A 21,241-nucleotide genomic window follows, 5' to 3' on the forward strand; every position below is an offset into this window, starting at 1 on the left:
GGCATGATCGCGGACGCCTTTCCCACCCTCGGCTTTTCGCCCCTGCTGCCGCCAGCCGTCCTCGCCGGGCTCGCGGTGGCCGCGCTGGCCGTTTGCATCGCCGCCGCCATCCGCCGCGGGCTGTGGAGCGGTCTGCTGCGCGGCGTGGCGATGGCGCTGCTCATCGGCGCGCTCGCCAACCCCGCCCTCGTATCGGAGGAGCGGGAGCCGCTCAACGATATCGTCGTCGCCGTCACCGACCGCAGCGCCTCACAGAAGCTGGGGCCGCGCGAGGCACAGACGACGGCGGTGAGCGAAGCCGTCGCCCGGCAGATCGGCGCCCTGCCCGGCATCGAGCTGCGCCGGATCGAGGTGGCGGAAGGTGAAGGCGGCGACGGCACGCGGCTCTTCGGCGCGCTGTCGCGCGCGCTGGCCGATGTACCGGCGGAGCGTGTCGCGGGCGCGATCCTGATCACCGACGGCGTTGTCCACGACATCCCGGCAAGTGTGAACGCACTCGGCTTCACCGCGCCGTTGCACGCGCTTGTCACCGGCGAGCGGCAGGAACGCGACCGGCGCGTGGCGCTCGTCGACGCGCCGCGCTTCGGCATCGTCGGCCGCAGCCAGACCATCCGCGTGCTCATCGACGAGCGCGGCGGCCCCGGCACGGCGCGCCTGACGGTGCGCCGCGACGGCACCCTGCTCGGCTCCGTGCAGGCCCCGGCCGGGCGGCCGGTGCCGCTCTCCATTCCCATCGAGCACCCCGGTCCCAACGTGCTGGAACTGGAGGTCGAGCCGCTGGACGGCGAACTCACCGCCGCCAACAACCGTGCCGTGCTGACCATCGAGGGCGTGCGCGACAAGCTGCGCGTGCTGCTGGTTTCGGGAGAGCCGCACCCAGGCGAGCGCACCTGGCGCAACCTGCTGAAATCCGACGCGAACGTCGATCTCGTGCATTTCACGATCCTGCGCCCCCCGGAAAAGCAGGACGGCACGCCGATCAACGAGCTGTCGCTGATCGCCTTCCCCACGCGGGCGCTGTTTCAGGAACGGATTCAGGACTTCGACCTGATCATCTTCGATCGTTACGCCAATCTCACGGTACTGCCGCCCATCTATTACGACAACATTGCCGACTACGTGCGGCAGGGCGGCGCGCTGCTGCTTGCCGCCGGACCAGAGTTTTCGGGCGCGTCGAGCGTGGCGCGGACGTCGCTCGGCGCGATCCTGCCGGCGACGCCGGACGGGCGGATCCATGAGACGGATTTCCGCCCCCATGTCACCGCTACTGGCGGACGCCACCCCGTCACGCGCGACCTGCCGGGCGGCGCCTCCGCCGGCACGCAGGCGAGCTGGGGCACGTGGCTGCGCCAGATCGGCGCGCACGTGCACGGGGGCGAAACGCTGATGGACGGCGCGGACAACCTGCCGCTGCTCATCCTCTCCCGCCACGAGCGCGGGCGCATCGCGCTGCTGCTGTCCGACCACGCCTGGCTATGGGCGCGCGGCTTCCAGGGCGGCGGGCCGCATGTCGATCTGCTGCGCCGCCTCTCCCACTGGCTGATGCGCGAACCGGCGCTGGAGGAAGAGGCGCTACGCGCCACCGCACACGACGGCTTCATCGCCATTGAGCGCCAGACCATGGCGGACGCGCCGGCCCCCGTCACGCTGACCGCGCCCGACGGGCAGACGCAGACCGTGACGCTCACGCCCGTCAAGCCCGGCCTCTTTTCCGCCACCGTGGAAAACCGACAGCTCGGCCTTTACCGGCTGACGGACGGCACGCTTTCCGCCTTCGTCAACGCCGGCCCCGACAATCCGCGCGAGCTTACCGATGTGTTCAGCGACACCCAGCGCCTCACGCCGCTGGCGCAGGCCACGGGCGGTTCCGTGCGGCGTGTGGACGGCGCGCCGGCTGTGCCGCGCATCGAACTCGTCCATGCCGGGTCGACCTTCGCCGGCGATAACTGGATCGGCCTGCGTCCCAGCGGTAGCGCCATCGTCCGGGGTGTGCGCGAGTTCCCGCTCGGCATCGGCCTGGCCGGCCTCGCGCTGCTCATCTGGGCGGTGCTCGCCGCGTGGATCATGGAAAGCCGGCGCCGGAAGGCATAGCGCCTTCCGGCCTCACCGGGCGCGGAAATATCTCACGCCGCTGCGGGCAACGCCCGTACCGCGCCCTGCGCCGCCTCGAACGCGCCCTCGCCCAGTTCGCAATAGAGGAAGCGCGCCGGATCGACCGGCCCCGGCAGGATCAACCGGCCAGCCGGCACGACGCGGAAACCGAACCGCCGGTAATATGGCTCGTCTCCGACCAGCACGACGAGGCGATGCCCCGCCTGCTTTGCCGCATCGAGCGACGTCTGCATCAGTGCAGCGCCGATGCCGCGATCCTTGAACGCGGGCTCCACCGTCAACGGCCCGAGCACGAGGGCAGGCGCGTCTCCCGCGCGAACGGGCGTCAGCCGCACGGAGCCGACGATCAGCGTGCCGACGAGGGCGCAATACGACAGGTCCGCCACCGGCGGCGCGCCCTCGCGCAGGCGATACGCCGTGCGGGCGAAGCGGCCCGGGCCGAAAGCGCGCTCGTGCATGCGCTCGATGGCGTCGTAGTCCGAGGGATATTCGTGGCGAATGGTCAGCACAAGAGAAGTCATGAAAGGGAATCACCGGATTTCGACCACCGGAAACGGCAGCCATGAGGACGACGGATCAGGCATCGCGCCCCACGCCGGCAGACGGGTTCAGGCCGGCGCGGAAAGCCCGATGCACGACGACACGCGCGCCAAAACACGCGCGGCCGCAACACGCACGGATGCGCATCGTCGTCGCCAGGAAATCCGGAACATCGTCATGACCACTACCCTTCCGAAGCGCCATCTATCATCACGAGGGCGCACTGTCCATCTCATCCGTGCGAAGGCTTGACGGGGCGGCGGGGATTGGCGAGACGAAACACGGGATGCTGCCCCCGGAGGTTCCATGCTCATCGCCCATCTTTCAGACGCCCACATCGGCCCGCTGCCGCCCGTGCTGCTGCATGAGCTGTTGAACAAGCGCCTGACGGGATTCATCAACTGGAAGCGCGGGCGTTCGCGCACGCATGACATGCCGCTGCTATCGCGCCTGCTGGCGGATATCGGAAGCCACCGGCCGGACCATATCGCCATGACGGGCGACATCGTCAACATCGGCCTTGCCGGTGAATTCCCTCTCGCGCGGGCGTTTCTGGAGCAATTGGGCCCGTCCGGGCACGTGAGTTTCGTGCCGGGCAATCACGATGCCTATGTACGCGCCGCGCTCGCGCCGATGCGGCACTGGCTGGGGCCGTGGATGACGGGCGACGGCGCGGCGGCGAGCAGGTTTCCCTATGTTCGCCAGCGGGATGGCGTGGCGCTGATCGGCCTCTCCTCGGGCGTGCCGACGCTGCCCTTCCTCGCCAGCGGCACGCTGGGCAAGGCGCAGCTCACCGCTTTCGCGGATATTCTCGCCGACCTCGGCCGCGCCGGCCTGTGCCGGGTGGTGATGGTGCACCATCCGCCTCATCTGGGTGGGGCGAAACCCGGACGCGGCCTCACCGATGCGGCCGAATTCGAGAGAACCGTCGCGCGCGCCGGCGCGGAAATCATCCTCCACGGCCATAACCACAAGACATCTCTCGCGACGATACCTGGCCCCGGCGGATCGGCGGTGCCGATTCTCGGCGCGCCCTCCGTGTCGGCGGTCAGCGGCACCAATGACCACAGGGCCGGCTATCACCTGCTCGACATCGTGCCCGACGGCACCCGCTCCGCGATCTCGCTGACCACGCGCGGCCACGATCCGCAGACCGGCGCCATCGCCACAATCGGCGAACGGACGATCAGATGAGCGCGCGCAGCCACAAGACGGCGTAAAACCCGGCCGCGCCGGCAAGAACGCCGGCAAGGAACGGGAACAGCCAGCTCCCGCTTTTCTGCCCCGCCCCCTCAGCCGCTTTCGGGGAAGACGCCGGCTTCGGAGGCGGCAGCGCGGCCATCGGCCCGGAGACAGATGCGGCGGATGGCGCGGCGGGTTTCGCAGCGCCTGCTTCCGGCCCCTTCCCGGCTTTTTCGTTATCTTCAGCCTTGTCCGGCGCGGCCGACGGCGCCTTCGCCGGCGGCTTCGTCGTCACGGGGATGAGGTCCGGTACGGCGCCATGGGGAACGGCCTCACCGTCCGCCTTGCCGTTCGTTTTAGGTTCAAGGACCTCGCGCAGATCAACCACTGGAATGATCAGTTGCGCCTTTCGGCGCGCTCTTGCCGTGTTCTCAACGTCTTCGCTCACGCTCCTCTCCCCCGTTCCCGTCCGACAACAGCCGACGCAACCCGCGCATCACCGGCCGTTCGATCAGGAGATGCACCGCGACCGCCAGCATCATCGCCATTGGCAAGGCGATGGCGACGTAGCCCCACGGTCCGACATCCATGCCCGAAAGGATAAGCCGGGTTGCACGCAATGCAAAGGGATGGAAGAGATAAAGCGCGTAGGAAGCGTCTCCCAGCAGCACGATCAGACGGCCGAGAAGCGGCGGATGGCGCGGCTCCGGGCCGTATACCGCAGCCATGACCAGCATCGCCGCCGGCACGCCCCACGCGACCGCACGGACGATGTCATCCTGGGTCAGATCAGCCTGCAGCATGCGGATCGCCGCCGAGAACAGCACCACGCGCAGGACGATGCCGGGGCGTCCGCCCGCCTCGCGCAGCATGGCAATCCCCATGCCGAACACGAATTCGAACACCAGCGAATCCGCCCAGAACGCCAGCGGCATCGGCAGCGCCACCAGTGTGCCGAGACCCACAAGCGCGGACAGGAACAGCGCGACCGCCAGCACCGCATGCCGGCCCGGCAGGGCGATAGCGAGCGCGAACACGAGATAGAAGGCCATCTCGTAGTTCAGCGTCCAGCCGAGCGACAGCATGGGCTGGGCCACGCCGGCGCTGTTGACATAGGGCCAGAACAGGAAGGAAGCGATGACCTCGGACAAGCCGGGCCTCGGGCTGTTCAACACCGCCGGCAGCGACAGGCTGACAGCGAGAAAGGCCGCGCTCGCCAGCCAGTAGAGCGGCACGATGCGGATGAGGCGGCGTTTCAGGAACGTCATGCGCGCCCCCGGCGCCGCAAACAGACGGCGGGAGGAATGGACGATGATGAAACCGGAAATGACGAAGAAGATGTCGACGCCCGCCTCCCACGGCAGGGCGCGGCTGGGCGTAAAACCGCCCTGCGGGGCGAAATGCGCGGCGTCGAACTGCGCGTGGTGGAACACCACGAACAGTGCCGCCGCCGCGCGCAACATCTGCACCAGCACGAGCTTCTGCGCGGTGCCTGCCGGCCCGCGCCCCGGTGGTGACATGCGCAGGAGCATCAACCGGTCAGCAGGCGGTCCTCCGCCAGCGCCTCCCCGCGTGCCCGGCGGAACTGGTCGAGCAGGTCCTCGATCGTCAGTCCCGCCCGCTCCGCCCCCGCGACATCGAGGAGGATGCGGCCCTCGTGCAACATCACCGTGCGCGTGCCGATATCGAGCGCATGGCGCATGGAATGCGTGACCATGAGCACCGTAAGCCGAAAGCGGGCGGCGAGATCACGGGTGAGTCCCAGCACGAATTCGGCGTTGCGCGGATCGAGCGCCGCCGTATGTTCGTCAAGCAGCAGCACGCTTGAAGGAGCCAGCGTCGCCATAACGAGCGACAGCGCCTGGCGTTGGCCGCCGGATAGCGATCCCATGGGCTGGTCGAGGCGATCTTCAAGCTTGAGGTTCAGCTCCTCGATACGCGCGCGGATCTTCGACAGTCGCGACTGGCGCAACGCGGGCAGGAAGGAGCGCCGCTGCCCGCGCGAGGCCGCGAGCGCGAGATTTTCCGCAATCGACAGATTGCCGCAACTGCCGGCGAGCGGGTCCTGAAACACGCGCGCCACATGGCGCGAGCGTGCCTCCGCCGGCAGCCGGGTGACGTCGCTGCCGCCGAGCAGGACGCGCCCGGAGGTCGGCAGCATATCGCCGGCGATGGCGCCAAGCAGCGTCGACTTGCCCGCGCCGTTGGAGCCGATGATGGAGACGAAATCCCCCTCTCCGAGCCGCAGCGAAATGCCGCGCAGCGCCTTGCGCTCCAGCGGCGAGCCGGGATTGAAGGTGATGACGAGATCGCGAACCTCGATCATGATGCAGCCCTCGTGCGCACCCTGTGGCGCAGCTTCGGCAGCACCAGCGCCACCAGCACCAGCAGCGCCGTCGCGAGGTTGAGGTCGGACGCCTGCAGGCCGAGGAAATCGATGGAAAGCGCCGTCTGCACCGCGAGCCTGTAGATGACCGCCCCGACCACGCAGCCGACCAGCGCCCAGAAGATGCGCCGGCGCGGAATGAAGGTCTCGCCCACGATAACCGCCGCCAGCCCCACGACAATGGTGCCCACGCCGGAGGTGACGTCCGCGAAGCCGTTCGTCTGCGCAAAAAGCGCCCCAGCAAGGCCGACGAGCCCGTTGGAGAGCATGACGCCGACGATGATCTGCACGCCGGTGCGCACGCCCTGCGCACGGGCCATGCGCGGATTGGCGCCGGTGGCGCGCATCGCAAGTCCGGCCTCCGAACGCAGGAATGCCGCCACCAGCGCCACGGCGGCGAGCACGACGACGGCGAGAAACAGCGGGCGCACGTATTCATCCGCAACCAGCCCGCCGAACGTGCCGCCACTGAGCCACGGCGTCAGCACCGTCGCCTCGGTCAGCAGCGCGATGTTCGGGCGGCCCATGATGCGCAGGTTGACGGAAAAGAGCGCGATCATGGTGAGAATCGACGCCAGCAGATGCAGCACGCCGAAGCGCACCGTCACGAAGGCGGTGACGAACCCGGCAAGCGCCCCGGCGACAACGCCCGCCCCCGTCGCCACCCATGGATCGGCCCCCGCAACGAGCAGTACGGCGGTGACGGCCGCGCCCAGCGGAAACGAGCCGTCGACGGTGAGATCGGGAAAATCAAGCACCCGGAACGACAGATAAACGCCCAAACCGACGAGCGCATAGATCAATCCGAGTTCGATGGCGCCCAACAGGGCGATGCTGCTCATGATTCTGCGAACACCTGCTCAATAAAGGATATCGGCGTGCGAAAGCACGCCGACGCCCTGTTTGTCAATTTTTTCCTCAAGCGCCGGCACCCCTCTGGAGCACCGCCAGCCCCCTTCAGTCGATCACCTTCACCGCACGTTTCACGGCCGCCTCAGACAGGGTGACACCGATCTTCCCGGCCACGCCCTTGTTGAGATAGAGGTCCGTGCCCTGCGCAAATTGAACGGGCAGGTCGCTCGGCTTCTCGCCCTTCAGGATGCGCGCCACGAGTTCGCCGGTGCGCTCACCCACCTGGCGATAGTTGAAGCCCACAGAAGCGAACGCGCCGCGCGCCACGCTGTCGGTATCCGCCGCGTAGAGCGGGATCTTCGCCGCAATCAGGGCGCCCGTCACCGCCTCCAGCGCCGAGACGACGGTGTTATCGGTGGGGACGAAGGCAACATCCGCCTTGCCGACGAGCGAGCGCGCCGCGCCCTGCACTTCCGCCGTCTTGGTGGCAGGCGCCTCGACCACCGAAAGACCGATCTTCGCCGCCGCTTCCTTCAGTTCCTTGACCGCGGTGACGGAATTGGGCTCCCCGGGATTGAACAGCACGCCCACGGTCTTCGCGTCCGGCGTCAGTTCCCGAATCAGCGCCACCTGGTCCTCGGTGGGTGCGCGGTCCGACACGCCGGTGACGTTGCCGCCAGGTTTATCGGCGGAGGCCACGAGCTGCGCGCCGACCGGATCGGTCACGGCACTGAACACCACCGGAATGGACTTCGTCGCCGCAGCCAGCGCCTGTGCCGAGGGCGTGGAGATGCCGATGATCACGGCCGGCTTCTCGCCGACGAACTTGCGGGCGATCTGCACCGCCGTCGCCGGTTGGCCTTGCGCGCTCTCGAAAACGACCTTGATCTCCTTGCCGTCGTTGAAGCCGGCTCTGGCCAGCGCCGCGACCGCACCCTCATGCACGGCGTTGAGGGCCGGGTGATCGACGATGGAGGTGATCGCCACCGTCTGCGTCTGCGCGGCTGCGCTGTCCGCACCCCAGACACCACCGGCCAGCAGCAGCGCGAACGCCGCGCCAACAGTCCTTATCATGTCAAACCCCCATCCCTTGTTGCATGCCCCGTCCGCGGACAGCCGTCTTTGTCAGTCTAGAACATCCGGCGGGAAATTCACGCCTTTCCGGACGGCGAAGGAACGCCACCGCCCAGCCGCACGCTCGGCGCGCGTGTGCCGATGATGCCGCCCGGACGCCAGACCATCAGCGCCACCATCGCCGCGCCGAACATCAGCATGCGAAATTGCGCCAGGTCGCGCGAGAACTCCGGAATAGCGATGACCGCGATGGCGGCGATGACGACGCCCGTCTGGCTGCCGAGCCCACCCAGCACGACGATCATCAACACCAGCGCCGATTCCCAGAATGTGAAGCTCTCCGGGCTGACGAGGCCCTGACGCGCCGCGAAGAACGTGCCGGCGAAGCCGCCGAACATCGCGCCGATAGCGAAGGCCGACAGCTTGACGCGGGTAACGTTGAGCCCGAGCGAGCGGCAGGCGATCTCGTCCTCGCGCAGCGCTTCCCACGCACGGCCTATGGGCAGCCGCCGCAGCCGCATGGACACGAACGCCGTGATCAGCACCAGCACGAAGATCACGTAATAAAGGAAGATGACACGGTGGATCGGCGCGTAGGCGATGCCGAACAGCTCATGAAAGGGCGTCACGCCATCCTGCGCGCGGTTGGCAAAGGGATGGCCGAAAAACGTAAGACGCGGAATGCCGCCGACGCCGTTGGGGCCGCCGGTCAGCACATCGAAGTTGATCAGCACAACACGGATGATCTCGCCGAAGCCGAGCGTGACGATGGCGAGATAGTCGCCGCGCAGGCGCAGCACCGGAAAGCCGAGCAGGATGCCGAAAAAGGCAGCCATGATCCCCGCGACCGGCAGGCAAAGCCAGAACGACATCCCGTAGATGGTCGACAGCAGTGCGAAGGAATAAGCCCCCACCGCATAGAATGCGACATAACCGAGGTCGAGCAGCCCCGCTAGACCGACGACAATGTTGAGCCCGAGCCCCAGCATGACGTAGATCAGCACCGTCGTCGCCGTGTCGACGATGTAGCGGTCCGCGATCGGCAGGAACGGCAGCGCCAGTGCCACGAGGCCGAGCGCGAGCCCCAGATGCGCCGAGGTCACGCCGCTCGGCAGCGCCGTCCGCCGCACCGGCGTGCCAGCGACGCTCTTCTGCCGCCCCAGTGCACTGGCGACATAAGGCCGCGACAGGGCGACCGCGAAACGGCCGAAGAACGTGACAAGCGCGGCGATCGCGACCCAGTCAAAGCGATAGTCGATGGCGACGCCACCGCCCGTCTGGTTTTCCAGCTCGAACCCCACCAGCGGCAGCGCGAGGCCGACCATGATGATGCCGGCGACGAGCGCCTCGCGCAGCGCTGCAACGAACAGCGACCGGGCTTCCGGATCGTGGGTGTCACGGGCGGCGGCGAGGCTCATGTAACGATCTTCCGGCAGTTGTTCTTGTTATGAAACACATCTGTCATTCTGTAACCACCCGCTCCCGCCTGACAGGCGGGAGCGGGTTGCATCATAGGGGTCAGAGCTTCGTCGGCGCGTATTTGCCGTCCCTCCACTCGAACACGACATATTCGGGATCGACCAGATCGCCCTTGGCATCGAAGCGGAAGGTGCCGACGATGGTGTCGAAGCTCTCGGACTTCAGCTTCTCGGCAACCTTCTCCGGGTCCTTGCCTGCGTCGGCGATGGCCTTGGCCAGCGTCTGCGCGGCGGCATAGTAGTAGAAGGCGAAATTGTCCGGCTCGCCGCCCTTCTTCAACTCGGCGTAGGCTTCCTGCGCGCTCGGCTTGTCCTTGGCGTCAGCGGAGAAGGTGAACAGCGTGCCCGCGCCGCCCTCGCCCGCGACGGACCAGAATTCGTTGGCAGCGATGCCGTCCGCGCCGATGAAGCGCGTGTCGAGGCCGGCCTGGCGGGCCTGACGGACGATCAGGCCGAGTTCGGTATGGTAGCCGCCGAAGTAGACGACATCGACCTTCTCGTCCTTCAGGCGGCTGACCAGCGCCGAATAGTCGCGCTCGCCGGCGTTGATCGTGCCGACATAGACCGGCTTGATGCCAGCGGCCGCGAGCACCTTGCCGGCCTCGCGCGCCAGGCCCTGGCCGTAAACCTGCTTGTCGTCGACGATGGCGATGCGCTTGTCCTTGAACTTCTCGGCGATGAACTTGCCACCCACGGAGCCCTGCTGGTCGTCGCGGCCGTTGGCGCGAAAGACGAGCGGATGACCGCGCTCGGTGAGATCGGGCGCGGTGGCGGAGGCGGTGAGCATCAGCACGCCTTCGTCGTTATAGACGTCCGAAGCGGCGATGGACGCGCCCGAGCACAGGTGGCCCAGCACGAACTTGATGCCGCGCGACACCACCTGGTTGGCGGCGGAGACCGCGTTCTTGGGGTCGCACTGGTCGTCGGCGATCTGCAGGTCGATCTTCTCGCCGTTGATGCCGCCCTTGGCGTTGATGGCCGCGACAGCGGTTTCCGCGCCGAGCTTCGCCTGCGCGCCGAGCGCCGCGATCTGCCCGCCGGTGGCGGGAATGCCGAGCGCAATGGTCACATCGGCCCGCGCGGCGGTCGCCCCCGCGAGAAGCGCCAGCATGCAGACGCCGGCCAGAGCCTTTTTCGCTGACATTTTCATCATGATTCTCCCGATTCGTGTCTGGACCACGCTAGATTCTGGTTGATGCGAAGGTCGAACCTGCATTCAGACCTTCTCGACGACGGCGCGACCCAAAAGGCCGGTCGGCCGGAAGAGGAGCACGAGCACGAGGATGGCGAACACGGCGACGTCCTTGTATTCGGCCGTCGCATAACCCGCCCAGAATACCTCGATGAGCCCGATCAGCAATCCGCCGAGCATCGCCCCCGGCAGCGAGCCGATACCCCCGAGCACCGCCGCCGTGAACGCCTTCAGCCCGGCGAGAAAGCCGATGAAGAAATCGATCGAGCCATAGTAGACCGTATAGAGCAACCCCGCCACCGCCGCGAGCACCGCGCCCGAGACGAAGGTGAGCGAAATGACGCGGTCGACATTGATGCCGAGCAGTTTCGCCATCTTCTGGTCCTGCTCACAGGCGCGCTGCGCCCGGCCGAAGCTGGTGCGAGCGACGAACAGGCTGAAGGCCGTCATCAGCACCAGCGTCACCGCGATGATGACGATGCGCACGACCGCGATCTCCACGGGCTGGCCGTCCAGCTCGCCGACGACGACGCGGCCGGTGATCATGGGCGCGAGCGACTTCTGCCCGGCGCCCTGCACCAGTTGCACGAAGCTCTGCAGCAGAATCGACATGCCGATGGCGGAGATGAGCGGCGCGAGGCGCATGGCGCCGCGCAGCGGCCGGTAGGCGATCCGCTCCACCACATAACCCCACAGGGCGGTGAACGCCGCCGACAGGACGAGCGTGATCAGAATGGCCACCGGCACGGAGGCGACGCCGAGTTGGGCCAGCAGCAGCAGCACGATGAGGGAAATGAATGCGCCGATCATGAACAACTCGCCGTGGGCGAAGTTGATCATGCCGATGATGCCGTAGACCATCGTGTAGCCGATGGCGATCAGGCCGTACACAGCACCAAGCGTCAGCCCGTTGACAAACTGGTCGACAAAATAAGCCAAGACAGCCCCACCCGCTGAATGGCGCCGCCGCGGATCGTTCCGCCCGCCGCCATACATTCCGATTATCGCGCGCACCGGTGGTCCGGCGTCGTGCCTTTTATGCATTCCCCGCACGGATACGACGACGCCGTCGCCCCAGCAAGACTCGTCGACGTCATAAATGACAGAAATACACTGCCGCGTCCACGTCACGCCACCGCTTTTCCCCGACAACGGTGTGAAACAAGATTGCCGCAGTGCAACTTCGCCTTGCGACGAATGCGCCCGAAGGCGAATTCCTCTTGCGGCGAACGGGCGCGTGGGGCACAGATGACTTGCGGCGCTGTCGGCGCGTCGCGGGGTGCCGGCCTGCCCGGAACCTGTCCCGCCGTCCTTGATTTGCGACGAAGGCCTGTCGTCCGGCCCCCCTGTGACATGATGTCGAGGCTTGATGTCCAGACTTGCCGCCGCCCGGAATCAGATGCCAGAGAGCCAATGAAGAAGAAGCTTGAGTATGTTTGGCCGGTCATCGGCCTTATCGCGGTCGTCTTTTCATTCTGGCTTCTGTTCAAGGAACTGAAAGACATCTCGGCCAGCGAGGTGTGGGACAGCGTGGCCAACATCAGCGCGCACCGCTGGATGCTGTGCGTGCTCGCGACCCTTGTCGCCTACGGCGCGCTCGCCTGGTACGACCGGATCGCGCTGCTGCACCTGGGCCGCAAGATTTCGTGGGTCGTGGTGTCGCTGGTCTCGTTCACCACCTATGCGCTGTCCCACAACATCGGCGCCTCCGTGCTCTCGGGCGCGATGGTGCGCTTCCGCGCTTACGGCAGCATGGGGCTGAGCCTCGCCGAGGTCGGCGTGCTCGTCGCGCTGTGCTCGTTCACCTTCGCGCTCGGTACCGTGCTGCTCGGCGGGCTCGTGCTGGTGGGCGAGCCGGAAATCGTGTTGCGCTTCATCGATGCGCCGGTGTGGCTGGCGCGCCTCGTGGGCTTCGGTATGCTCGCCCTCGTCGCGCTTTACGTGCTCGGCTCGTGGCGCGAGTTCAAGCCGCTGAAGATCGGCAAGTTCGCCGTCTATTATCCGCGCCTGCGCATCACCGTGCGCCAGCTCATGGCCGCGCCGCTGGAGCTGATCGGCGCTGCGGCCATCATTCACTTTGCGCTGCCGGATGCCGGAAACCCCGGCTATTTCGTGGTGCTCGGCGTGTTTCTCGCTTCCTTCTCGCTGGCGCTGATCTCGCACGCGCCGGGCGGGCTCGGCGTGCTGGAGTTCGTGTTCCTGAACGCGATGGCCAACGAGCAGCTCTCGCAGTCGGACATTCTCGCCGCACTGCTGGTCTTCCGGCTGCTTTATCTCATCCTGCCGCTTGCGTTCGCGATCATCGTCGTGATCCTTTTCGAGCGATCGCGCCTGTCGCGGACGCTGCACGGCGACGCGGACGCGGACAAGGTCGACAGGGCCGCCTGACGTTTGCGGGAGTTTTCTTCAGGAGCTTTCTCGATGACGACCCAATACGACATCCCCGAATCGGCTGAGAGCGCCTTCCGGCTGGGTTTGCGCGGCCGTTGCCCACGCTGCGGCGAGGGCCATCTCTTCAAGGGCTACCTGAGCCTCGCCCCGCGCTGCGAGGTCTGCGGGCTGGACTATTCCTTCGCCGATCCCGCTGACGGTCCGGCGTTCTTCGCGATGTGGATCGGCAGCATTCCGGCGCTCGCCTTCGGCATCTGGCTGGAGATGACGTTCGGCGCCCCGCTGTGGGTGCACTTCTTCACCACCTTCCCGCTCATCCTGATCGGCTGCCTTGCGGTGCTGCGCCCGGCCAAGGGCTGGCTTGTCTGCTCGCAGTACAGGCACAAGGCAGAAGAGGCGCGCTTCGAAGCCGCACGCAAGGAAACGACCTCTCCCTCCACGGACGGCACCGGCAATCCGGGAACACACTCCGACGCCGGACAATGAGCGCCCACGCGCTCGTTGCAGAATGTCGTTGCACTGTATACTTCTGACAGTAAAAAATTTTTACCTAAATAAGAAATACTTATTTTGTAAATAAGTAATAATTACTATATTTAATAGATGTTAAATAAATTCATAATTTGCTATTTGAAGTAATTATTGTGATTTTGTTTTATTTTTACTTTATGTGATTCTTTATGGTTGTTTGACATTGACATTCCATCCCCTACAATACGTGTCGTTTTGGATGTTTGCTTCTCTATTACCTGTTTCAGCCTTTTCAAGGGAGAACATGGGCATGTCGACCCTCGCTGACCCAACGTTTTTGTTTTCCGAATTCGGCCGCAAGCTGGGGCTTCCGGATCTGAAGCTGGACGACAATAACGCCATCCGCCTCACCTTCGACGACATCGTCATCGACGCCCAATACGATCCCGAGAAAAGACATCTCATCCTGTTGTCCGTGATCGGCAACCTGCCGGCAGCAGTCGACACGGAGCGTTATGCCAATCTGCTTGAGGTCAATCTCGCCGGGCTTCTCGTCGGCACGGGCGCAATCGGGCTCGACAGGCAGGAAAACCGGTTGATCTATGCCGATCACCTGTCCTTCGAAGGGCTGGAGCAGGCGGCGTTCGAGGAGTTCTTCCGTCAGTCCGTCAACGTCGCGGAAGCCTGGCGGAACCTGATCTCCTCGCGCGAGTTTACCGCCGACGCGAGGCCGGATGCGGTCTCCGCCGGGGAGCAACTCGCGTCCCTGCGTGTGTGATTCGGTGGCCCGGCGAGCGGCGAGCCCGTCCTCAGGCGTCGCTATCCCGGGGCTGCGGTGGCGCGGCATAAAAGTTTCCGCCCGCGCATCCAATTTTTCGCCTTGTGATGTATTCTGCGCTGCAGGTTCAGACCGAGGAGAAAAACATGCGCCCCGTCGATCGGCTCTCTGCCCTGCACGGTCCCGCGCCTGCAGGTTCGCGTGCTGTCTCGGCGTCACCGGCAGCCGCATGGCCTCGGGTGGTACGCATCGCGTTGCTAGCGGCTTCGCTTGGCGTCGCCTCCCTCACGACAGCGGCAGCGGCAGAGATCAACACGCCAAGGGGCATCGGCCCCGCACTCATGGCCTGCTGGAAGCCACCGCACGGCACCGAAGGGCTTTCCGCCACGGCACGCTTCAGTTTCCGGCGTGACGGCTCGCTCATGGGGCCCCCGCGCATCACTTTCGCCCGGCTCGGCGAAAGCGACAAGCGGGCGCGCGCGTTTCTGAACTCCATTGCGGACGCCTTCAACGCATGCACGCCGCTGCAGTTTACCTCGTCCTTCGGCCGCGCGGTGGCTGGACGGATATTCACCATGCGCTTCGTCCCCTCCGCCGAGCGGGCGTAGGATATCGCTGCGCTTCGCTCAATCGCCGCGCCCACGCCATCTGGCACGAAAGGCGGCGACCGCCTTGGAGAACCATCGCCGCGACGGGGACGGAGTTTCCGTCCCCGTCGCGGCATGTCAGTGCCCCTTCACGTCAGTGCCCCTTCGGCTTGTCCTGCATGCCCTGGTGGCCATCGGCGTCGCGCGCGCCGATGCCGCGTACCGTGAAGGTTACGGGAACGGTCCCGGCATTCCTGAACTCAAGGCTGGCGTCGAACGTCTCGCCTTCGCGCAGCGGGCGCTTCAGGCCGATGAGCATGATGTGATAGCTGCCCGGCTTGAGCGCGACGCTCTGGCCGGCGGGGACGGCAAGGCCGTCCGTGAGCTTGCGCATGTTCATGACACCGTTGACGACCGCCATCTCGTGAATCTCAACGCGCTCGGCAACGTCGGTCGAGCCGGAGAGGAGCGTATCGTCCTCGTTACCCGTGTTGGTGATGCCCAGATAGCCGCCACCGACGCGGGCGCCCTTGGCGGTCGCGCGCGACCACGGTTGTTCTATCGCGATGCCGGTGTGTTGCTCCGCCTGCTGCTGTGCGCCGTGCGCCGGAGCGGACGACTGGGCGAAAGCGGCAGGAGCGCCCGCCCCCGCGACGGCCAGCGCGGTCGCGAACGACGCCTGTGCCAGAACACGGGCAAGGCGGCGGGCGTGGGTGGCATGGATGAATGCAGTCATGATCTGTCTCCCTGGCGCGGTCATCGATCCGCGCAATCCACGGTGCGGCGTCGAACCGGATGTCCAGAACCGGATATCCATGCGCGGCTCCAGCCCCGCAGTTCGACGGCGAACGGTCGAAGCGTAACGGCGATTCGGTTGCGTTGCTTCGGATTTGTTACGGAATCCCCGATCCATTCACATTCGATCGGACCGGGATCTGTGATTCTTCATGTCCGGCGGACGGCGGCGGGTGGGCCGCGCGCTGTCGGCACGACCGCGAACGAAGCCAGCGCCGTCTCGCGCCCGGAGTGCCAGCGGATGACGGAAGCAGCGCGTTCATGGGAAAAGATAATGAAAGCAGCCGCCGGCGCCCACGGCTCCGACCCTTGTAACAGGCATGGACCGCAGCACCAGTGCTGCTTGCCGTGCGGCATATCGCCCGGGGGGCGCTCAGTGCCGGGCGAGGCATCTTCCGCGAGCGCGCCCGGATGGCACAGCATGGCGGCGAAAGGCACGGCGGCAAGCGGGCCGACGGCTCCGGTCCCCCCCGGCAGCCCTGCCGCCAGCGTAACCGTACCGAATGAGACGACGATGAGATGCGCGAATATCGCATAGGCGAGCAGCACCGGCAGCGCCATCCGCGTGGCCCGATTCAGCGAGCGTATACAGGATGTTGCGTCCGGGATGCCAGTCATGTGACGCCTTGCGGGAAACGGGAACGGGCAGCTTGCATGATCGCCGGAACGGCGGCACATCGTGATCTTTTTGGAAAGAGGTGCACCGCAGCATTTGACTTGCGCCCCTTTTGCCCCCACTTATCCCGCCCGTTGCACAAAACTCAAGTGCAATCGTTTTTCAGCCGTCGGGGATGGAATCATGAAGGTCGTTGTCGTCGAATCGCCTGCCAAAGCGAAGACGATCAACAAATATCTCGGCCCGGATTACGAGGTGCTGGCATCGTTCGGCCACATCCGCGACCTGCCGGCCAAGGACGGTTCGGTCGATCCCGATTCCGATTTCGCCATGGTGTGGCAACTTGAGGACCGCGGCGCCAAGCGCGTCGCGGACATCGCGCGCGCTGTGAAGGGCGCCGATAAGCTCATCCTCGCAACCGACCCGGATCGCGAGGGCGAAGCCATCTCGTGGCACGTCATCGAGGCGCTGGCGCAGAAGAAACTGCTGAAGGACCTGCCGATCGAGCGCGTGACCTTCAACGCCATCACGCGCGACGCGGTCGCCGACGCCATGGCGCATCCGCGCCAGATCGACCAGGCACTCGTCGATGCCTATCTGGCGCGCCGTGCTCTCGATTATCTGGTGGGCTTCAACCTGTCGCCGGTGCTGTGGCGCAAGCTGCCGGGCGCGCGCTCGGCCGGGCGGGTGCAGTCCGTGGCGCTGCGGCTCGTCTGCGACCGGGAGCGCGAGATCGAGACCTTCGTGGCGCGCGAGTACTGGTCGCTCATCGCGGTTCTGGCGACACGCGAGGGCGCCACGTTCGAGGCGCGCCTCGTCGGCGCGGACGGCAGGAAGATCACCCGCCTCGACATCGGCAAGGGCGAGGAAGCCCAGGCCTTCAAGGATGCGCTGGAAACCGCCGCCTTCACCGTCGCCAATATCGAGGCGAAGCCCGCGCGGCGCCATCCGCAGCCGCCCTTCACCACCTCCACGCTGCAGCAGGAAGCCTCGCGCAAGCTTGGCTTCGCGCCCGCGCGCACCATGCAGCTCGCGCAGCGCCTCTACGAGGGCACGGAGATCGGCGGCGAGACCGTTGGCCTCATCACCTATATGCGAACGGACGGCGTCGACATGGCGCCAGAGGCCGTGAGCGCCACCCGCGCGGTCATCGGCCGCACCTTCGGCGATGCCTACGTGCCGGACGCCCCCCGCAAGTATTCGACCAAAGCCAAGAACGCGCAGGAGGCACACGAGGCCATCCGCCCCACGGACCCCGGCCGCGCGCCCGATGCCGTGGCGCGCTATCTCGACCCCGAGCAGGCAAAGCTCTATGAGCTGATCTGGACGCGCACCCTCGCGAGCCAGATGGAATCGGCCCGGCTGGAGCGCACCACCGCAGACATCACGGCGCAGGTGGGCGCCCGCGTGCTCGACCTGCGCGCCACCGGGCAGGTCGTGGTGTTCGACGGCTTCCTGAGGCTCTATCAGGAAGGGCGCGACGACGACGCGGACGAGGACGGCGGCCGCCTGCCGGCCATGAAGGCGGGCGATTCGCTCGACAAGCGCGAGATTCGCGCCACCCAGCACTTCACGGAGCCGCCGCCGCGCTTCACCGAGGCGAGCCTCGTCAAGCGCATGGAAGAGCTGGGCATCGGCCGCCCGTCCACCTATGCCGCGGTGCTCGCCGTGCTGCGCGACCGCGAATATGTGCGTCTCGACAAAAAGCGCCTCGTGCCGGAGGACAAGGGCCGCATCGTCACAGCGTTTCTGGAGAGCTTCTTCAGCCGCTATGTCGAGTACGACTTCACCGCCGACCTCGAAGAAAAGCTCGACCGCGTGTCGAATCACGAGATCGACTGGAAAGAAGTGCTGCGCGACTTCTGGCGCGATTTCATCGCCGCCATCGAGGGCACGCGCGAACTGCGCATGACGCAAGTTATTGATTCGCTGAATGACGTGCTGGCGCCGCGCATCTTCCCCGCCCGCGCCGACGGCGGCGATCCGCGCGCCTGCCCTGCCTGCAACTCGGGCCGGCTGTCGCTGAAGATCGGCAAGTTCGGCGCCTTCATCGGCTGCTCGAACTATCCCGAATGCCGCTACACACGCCAGCTTTCGGGCGACGGCGAAGGCGGGGGCGGAGACGGCGGGCCGCGCGTGCTCGGCACCGACCCCGAAACCGGCCTGGAGGTCTCGTTGCGCGATGGGCGCTACGGCCCCTATGTGCAGCTCGGCGGCGACGCGCCGGAAGCGCCCGAGGCACCGGAGACGCCTGAGGCAAGCAGCGGCGACGTGCCGAAAAAGGGCCGGAAGACGAAAGCCACGCCGAAAGAAAAGCCCAAGCGTCAGACGCTGCCGCGCGAGTTCGCGCCCGACAACGTCGATCTCGACATCGCGCTCAAGCTGCTGTCGCTGCCGCGCACCGTCGCCACGCATCCGGAGAGCGGCAACCCGATCAAGGCCGGCATCGGCCGTTTCGGCCCCTATGTGCAGCACGACAAGACCTATGCCAGCCTCGGCAAGGACGACAGCGTGCTGGAAATCGGCGCCAACCGCGCCATCGACCTGATCATCGCCAAGGAACAGGGCGGCGGGCGGCGCGGCGGCTCTTCCGATCCCGGCAAGGTGCTGGGCGAGGAGCCGGAGACGGGCAAGACCCTGTCGCTGAAGGCCGGCCGCTACGGCCCCTACGTGACCGATGGCACCACGAACGCCACGCTGCCCAAGGGCGTGGAGGCCGACAGCTACACCCTTGAGGAAGCGGTCGCCCTCATCCGTGCCCGGCGGGTGGCGGGCAAGAAGAAACCGCCCGCGAAGAAGGCCCCGGCCAAGACCGCTGCCGAAAAGGAGCCCGCCGGCAAGGCGGCGGCTAGCAAGACAACAGCCGGAACCGCCAGAAAGACGACCGCCCGGAAGACGGCCGCCAGCAAGACGGCGGCTAACACCGAAAGCGACGCGGAGCCGGATGCGGCCAAGCCGGCCAAGGCCGCGCGCAGCCGCACCGCGAAGAAGGCGACGGCGGGCGAGTGAACGGCCGCCCGCCCCGTCCTTCTGCGCCGACACATCACCCGGCACGCTGAAATCGGGGCACCTTCGCTGTCGGCAGGAGCATCATTACCCGCCGATTACCCGCCTTGTGTCGAAGCGGGACGGCTGCACAGCAGCAGTTGGTCCACACGCTGGCAGTAACGATCCGCCTCCGGAATGTGCGGGCCGTAACGGTCGCGCACGGTCACGCCCAGAATGCGCACCTCGCCCGGCGCCAGGGGCTCCGCGGCCTCCTGCTCGTCGTTGCAGTTGCGCATGTTGTGCCAGCGCGCCACGTACATCGTGTTGACCGGCACGACTGTCTCGGAAGCGACGGTCAGCAACTGGGTGATGCTCTGGTGCTCGGCCGGGATGTCCGCAGTCGGCACGCATTCCCAGCGTGGATAGATCCGGAGAACCGAGGCCTTCGAAACCGCCTCCCGCACGCGCCCGACATCGAAGAGCCACGCCGGCCGATCGTGGCGCAGGCTGGAGGCCAGCGTCGCGCGCGCATCCCGGTTGTCGGCGAACTGGACCACGGCGACCGCGAGCAGCAGCACCGTCCCGAGCACGGCGTTGCCCATTCGCGCCAGCCCCATCACGACCGCGAGGACGAGCAGGTATCCCACGGGCCAGAACATGCGCCCGGACGAGCGGAAATGGTCGAACAGCGATTCGATGAAAGACGGGAAGCCGTTCGTCGCGTAGACGTTCGGGAAGATGCGGCCGCCGATCCCGATGGTGCTGGATAGCGAAAAGACCGTCAGGAAGAGCGACACCAGCACCAGGCCGATGTTGGCGCGCAGGTCCCCCACCAGGGCGCCGCGCCGCGCGAGAACGAGCAACACCAGGCCGGCCAGCATGCCAGCGCCGAGATACTGGTATCCCTCCCAAGCCCCCTCCGGCGATGTGTAGAGCATGGGCAGACTGAAGGGCAGCAGCGATGAACCGGCGGGCCAGAAGGGCGACAGCAGGTTCATGCCGTAGATGCCGTAGCCATGCCCGCCGTGCGCGCCGAGATAGTCGGTGGCCCATGCCGTCGCGATGCTCGCCACAACGGCGAGCACGCTCGCGGGCAACGATGTGCGCCAGCGGCTGTCGCCGTTGAAGAAATACGTCAGCGGCACGGCAAACAGGATGACCGCCGTCATCGCCCACAGGTAGGGATGCACGAACAGGATCACGATCTGCACGAGCGCCGCGTACACCCAATGGAGCGCCCTGTTGTCGCGCAGCAGGTGGAAATACGTGCCCAGCACGATCCAGATCAGGAAATGACCGCACAGCGACGCATGAAGAAACCTGCTCCACCATGTCGGCATGCTGATGGCGATCAGGGCGATGCAGGCGGCTGGCAGCAACCGCCGTTCGCCGGCCGCGCGCAGACACCAGACGGCGGCAACGGGCTGCAGGATCCATGCGAGAATGTACCACAGGCCGAAGCCGTGGAAGCCGGGCGGGAGCAGGAACGACAGCAGCTTGAGAGGCACGGCGAGCGCCGGAATCGAATCCGTGAACCCGACATGGACGCCATCGGGAAAGTTGAGGGACGGCACCTCGAACGGGGGCCAGCGCCATGCATCGGCAATAAAATAGCGTTGGCCGACGACGTGTTGCGAGAAATCCTGATGGAACGGATGCTGCGCCACCGCTGCCGGCCAGATGAAATCGGCGGGGAAGACGGCCAGGCTGATATATGACCCGAGTATGAATGCAAAAAGATAGGAAAGAACGGCAGAAAACCTGTCGTCGCCGGAACGCATCGCGCCAGTCTCCAACAA

19 protein-coding genes are annotated in these 21,241 nt (G+C 66.3%); 7 read left to right on the plus strand and 12 right to left on the minus strand.

The annotated features are described in order from the left end of the window. The first annotated feature begins 3 nt into the window (after positions 1–3). Complete coding sequence (locus ACFFJ7_RS12885; RefSeq protein WP_377592830.1) at positions 4–2,091, plus strand: hypothetical protein; 2,088 nt, start codon at positions 4–6, stop codon at positions 2,089–2,091. Positions 2,092–2,123: 32 nt separating this feature from the next. Here the strand turns inward: ACFFJ7_RS12885 and ACFFJ7_RS12890 are convergent, their stop codons facing one another. Further along, positions 2,124–2,633 carry a GNAT family N-acetyltransferase gene (locus ACFFJ7_RS12890; RefSeq protein ID WP_166950586.1) on the minus strand — a complete coding sequence of 170 codons (510 nt, stop codon included), beginning with the start codon at positions 2,631–2,633 and terminating at the stop codon, positions 2,124–2,126. Between the two features lie 325 nt (positions 2,634–2,958). Here ACFFJ7_RS12890 and ACFFJ7_RS12895 point away from each other — a divergent pair, with 325 nt between their 5' ends. Next, the gene (locus ACFFJ7_RS12895) at positions 2,959–3,846 is read left to right on the plus strand and encodes a metallophosphoesterase family protein (protein ID WP_377592831.1); all 888 of its coding nucleotides are present in this window, start codon (positions 2,959–2,961) and stop codon (positions 3,844–3,846) included. Here ACFFJ7_RS12895 and ACFFJ7_RS12900 read toward each other — a convergent pair. The 8 genes from ACFFJ7_RS12900 to ACFFJ7_RS12935 all read right to left on the minus strand — a co-directional run bounded on the left by ACFFJ7_RS12900 (position 3,839) and on the right by ACFFJ7_RS12935 (position 11,755). Beyond that, complete coding sequence (locus ACFFJ7_RS12900) at positions 3,839–4,282, minus strand: hypothetical protein (protein WP_377592832.1); 444 nt, start codon at positions 4,280–4,282, stop codon at positions 3,839–3,841. The two genes, ACFFJ7_RS12895 and ACFFJ7_RS12900, sit on opposite strands and share 8 nt — an antisense overlap. After that, a complete protein-coding gene (locus ACFFJ7_RS12905) occupies positions 4,266–5,366 on the minus strand; it encodes an acyltransferase family protein (RefSeq protein ID WP_377592833.1) in 1,101 nt (366 codons plus the stop codon). The genes ACFFJ7_RS12900 and ACFFJ7_RS12905 overlap by 17 nt, the downstream gene beginning before the upstream one ends. Next, positions 5,366–6,160 carry an ABC transporter ATP-binding protein gene (locus ACFFJ7_RS12910; protein ID WP_377592834.1) on the minus strand — a complete coding sequence of 265 codons (795 nt, stop codon included), beginning with the start codon at positions 6,158–6,160 and terminating at the stop codon, positions 5,366–5,368. Before ACFFJ7_RS12910 ends, ACFFJ7_RS12905 begins: the two co-directional genes overlap by 1 nt. After that, positions 6,157–7,062, minus strand: a complete 906-nt coding sequence (locus tag ACFFJ7_RS12915; RefSeq protein ID WP_166950576.1) for an ABC transporter permease — start codon at positions 7,060–7,062, stop codon at positions 6,157–6,159. The genes ACFFJ7_RS12910 and ACFFJ7_RS12915 overlap by 4 nt, the downstream gene beginning before the upstream one ends. Before the next feature lie 115 nt (positions 7,063–7,177). Then, positions 7,178–8,143, minus strand: a complete 966-nt coding sequence (locus ACFFJ7_RS12920) for an ABC transporter substrate-binding protein (protein ID WP_377593033.1) — start codon at positions 8,141–8,143, stop codon at positions 7,178–7,180. A gap of 80 nt (positions 8,144–8,223) precedes the next feature. Beyond that, positions 8,224–9,564: a high-affinity branched-chain amino acid ABC transporter permease LivM gene (livM, locus tag ACFFJ7_RS12925; RefSeq protein ID WP_377592836.1), complete on the minus strand. Its 1,341-nt coding sequence runs from the start codon at positions 9,562–9,564 to the stop codon at positions 8,224–8,226. Positions 9,565–9,664: 100 nt separating this feature from the next. Beyond that, on the minus strand, positions 9,665–10,777 hold the full coding sequence (locus tag ACFFJ7_RS12930) for an ABC transporter substrate-binding protein (RefSeq protein WP_246225178.1): 1,113 nt from the start codon (positions 10,775–10,777) through the stop codon (positions 9,665–9,667). Positions 10,778–10,840: 63 nt separating this feature from the next. After that, the gene (locus ACFFJ7_RS12935) at positions 10,841–11,755 is read right to left on the minus strand and encodes an ABC transporter permease subunit (RefSeq protein WP_166950570.1); all 915 of its coding nucleotides are present in this window, start codon (positions 11,753–11,755) and stop codon (positions 10,841–10,843) included. Positions 11,756–12,229: 474 nt separating this feature from the next. Between ACFFJ7_RS12935 and ACFFJ7_RS12940 the strand changes: the two genes are divergently transcribed. From ACFFJ7_RS12940 to ACFFJ7_RS12955, 4 genes are all read left to right on the plus strand, one after another. Further along, positions 12,230–13,204, plus strand: coding sequence for a lysylphosphatidylglycerol synthase domain-containing protein (locus ACFFJ7_RS12940; RefSeq protein WP_377592839.1), 975 nt, complete (start codon positions 12,230–12,232; stop codon positions 13,202–13,204). Positions 13,205–13,237: 33 nt separating this feature from the next. Next, entirely contained in the window at positions 13,238–13,693 is a 456-nt protein-coding gene (locus ACFFJ7_RS12945) for a DUF983 domain-containing protein (RefSeq protein ID WP_166950566.1), read from the plus strand. 295 nt (positions 13,694–13,988) lie between these two features. Continuing rightward, positions 13,989–14,456: a type III secretion system chaperone gene (locus tag ACFFJ7_RS12950; RefSeq protein ID WP_377592840.1), complete on the plus strand. Its 468-nt coding sequence runs from the start codon at positions 13,989–13,991 to the stop codon at positions 14,454–14,456. Positions 14,457–14,602: 146 nt separating this feature from the next. Further along, positions 14,603–15,064 (plus strand): UCP034077 family protein, encoded by a 462-nt coding sequence (locus ACFFJ7_RS12955; RefSeq protein WP_377592841.1) that lies wholly within the window; start codon positions 14,603–14,605, stop codon positions 15,062–15,064. Positions 15,065–15,197: 133 nt separating this feature from the next. Here the strand turns inward: ACFFJ7_RS12955 and ACFFJ7_RS12960 are convergent, their stop codons facing one another. Next, positions 15,198–15,779 (minus strand): copper chaperone PCu(A)C, encoded by a 582-nt coding sequence (locus tag ACFFJ7_RS12960; protein WP_166950558.1) that lies wholly within the window; start codon positions 15,777–15,779, stop codon positions 15,198–15,200. 209 nt (positions 15,780–15,988) lie between these two features. After that, positions 15,989–16,399, minus strand: a complete 411-nt coding sequence (locus ACFFJ7_RS12965) for a hypothetical protein (protein WP_377592843.1) — start codon at positions 16,397–16,399, stop codon at positions 15,989–15,991. 238 nt (positions 16,400–16,637) lie between these two features. Here ACFFJ7_RS12965 and topA point away from each other — a divergent pair, with 238 nt between their 5' ends. Then, positions 16,638–19,463 (plus strand): type I DNA topoisomerase, encoded by a 2,826-nt coding sequence (topA, locus tag ACFFJ7_RS12970; RefSeq protein ID WP_377592844.1) that lies wholly within the window; start codon positions 16,638–16,640, stop codon positions 19,461–19,463. 95 nt (positions 19,464–19,558) lie between these two features. Here topA and ACFFJ7_RS12975 read toward each other — a convergent pair whose 3' ends face one another. Next, a complete protein-coding gene (locus tag ACFFJ7_RS12975; protein WP_377592845.1) occupies positions 19,559–21,223 on the minus strand; it encodes a DUF6311 domain-containing protein in 1,665 nt (554 codons plus the stop codon). Positions 21,224–21,241: the final 18 nt, after the last annotated feature.

It is taken from the genome of Pseudochelatococcus lubricantis (genome assembly GCF_042432495.1).
Classification (GTDB): domain Bacteria; phylum Pseudomonadota; class Alphaproteobacteria; order Rhizobiales; family Beijerinckiaceae; genus Pseudochelatococcus; species Pseudochelatococcus lubricantis.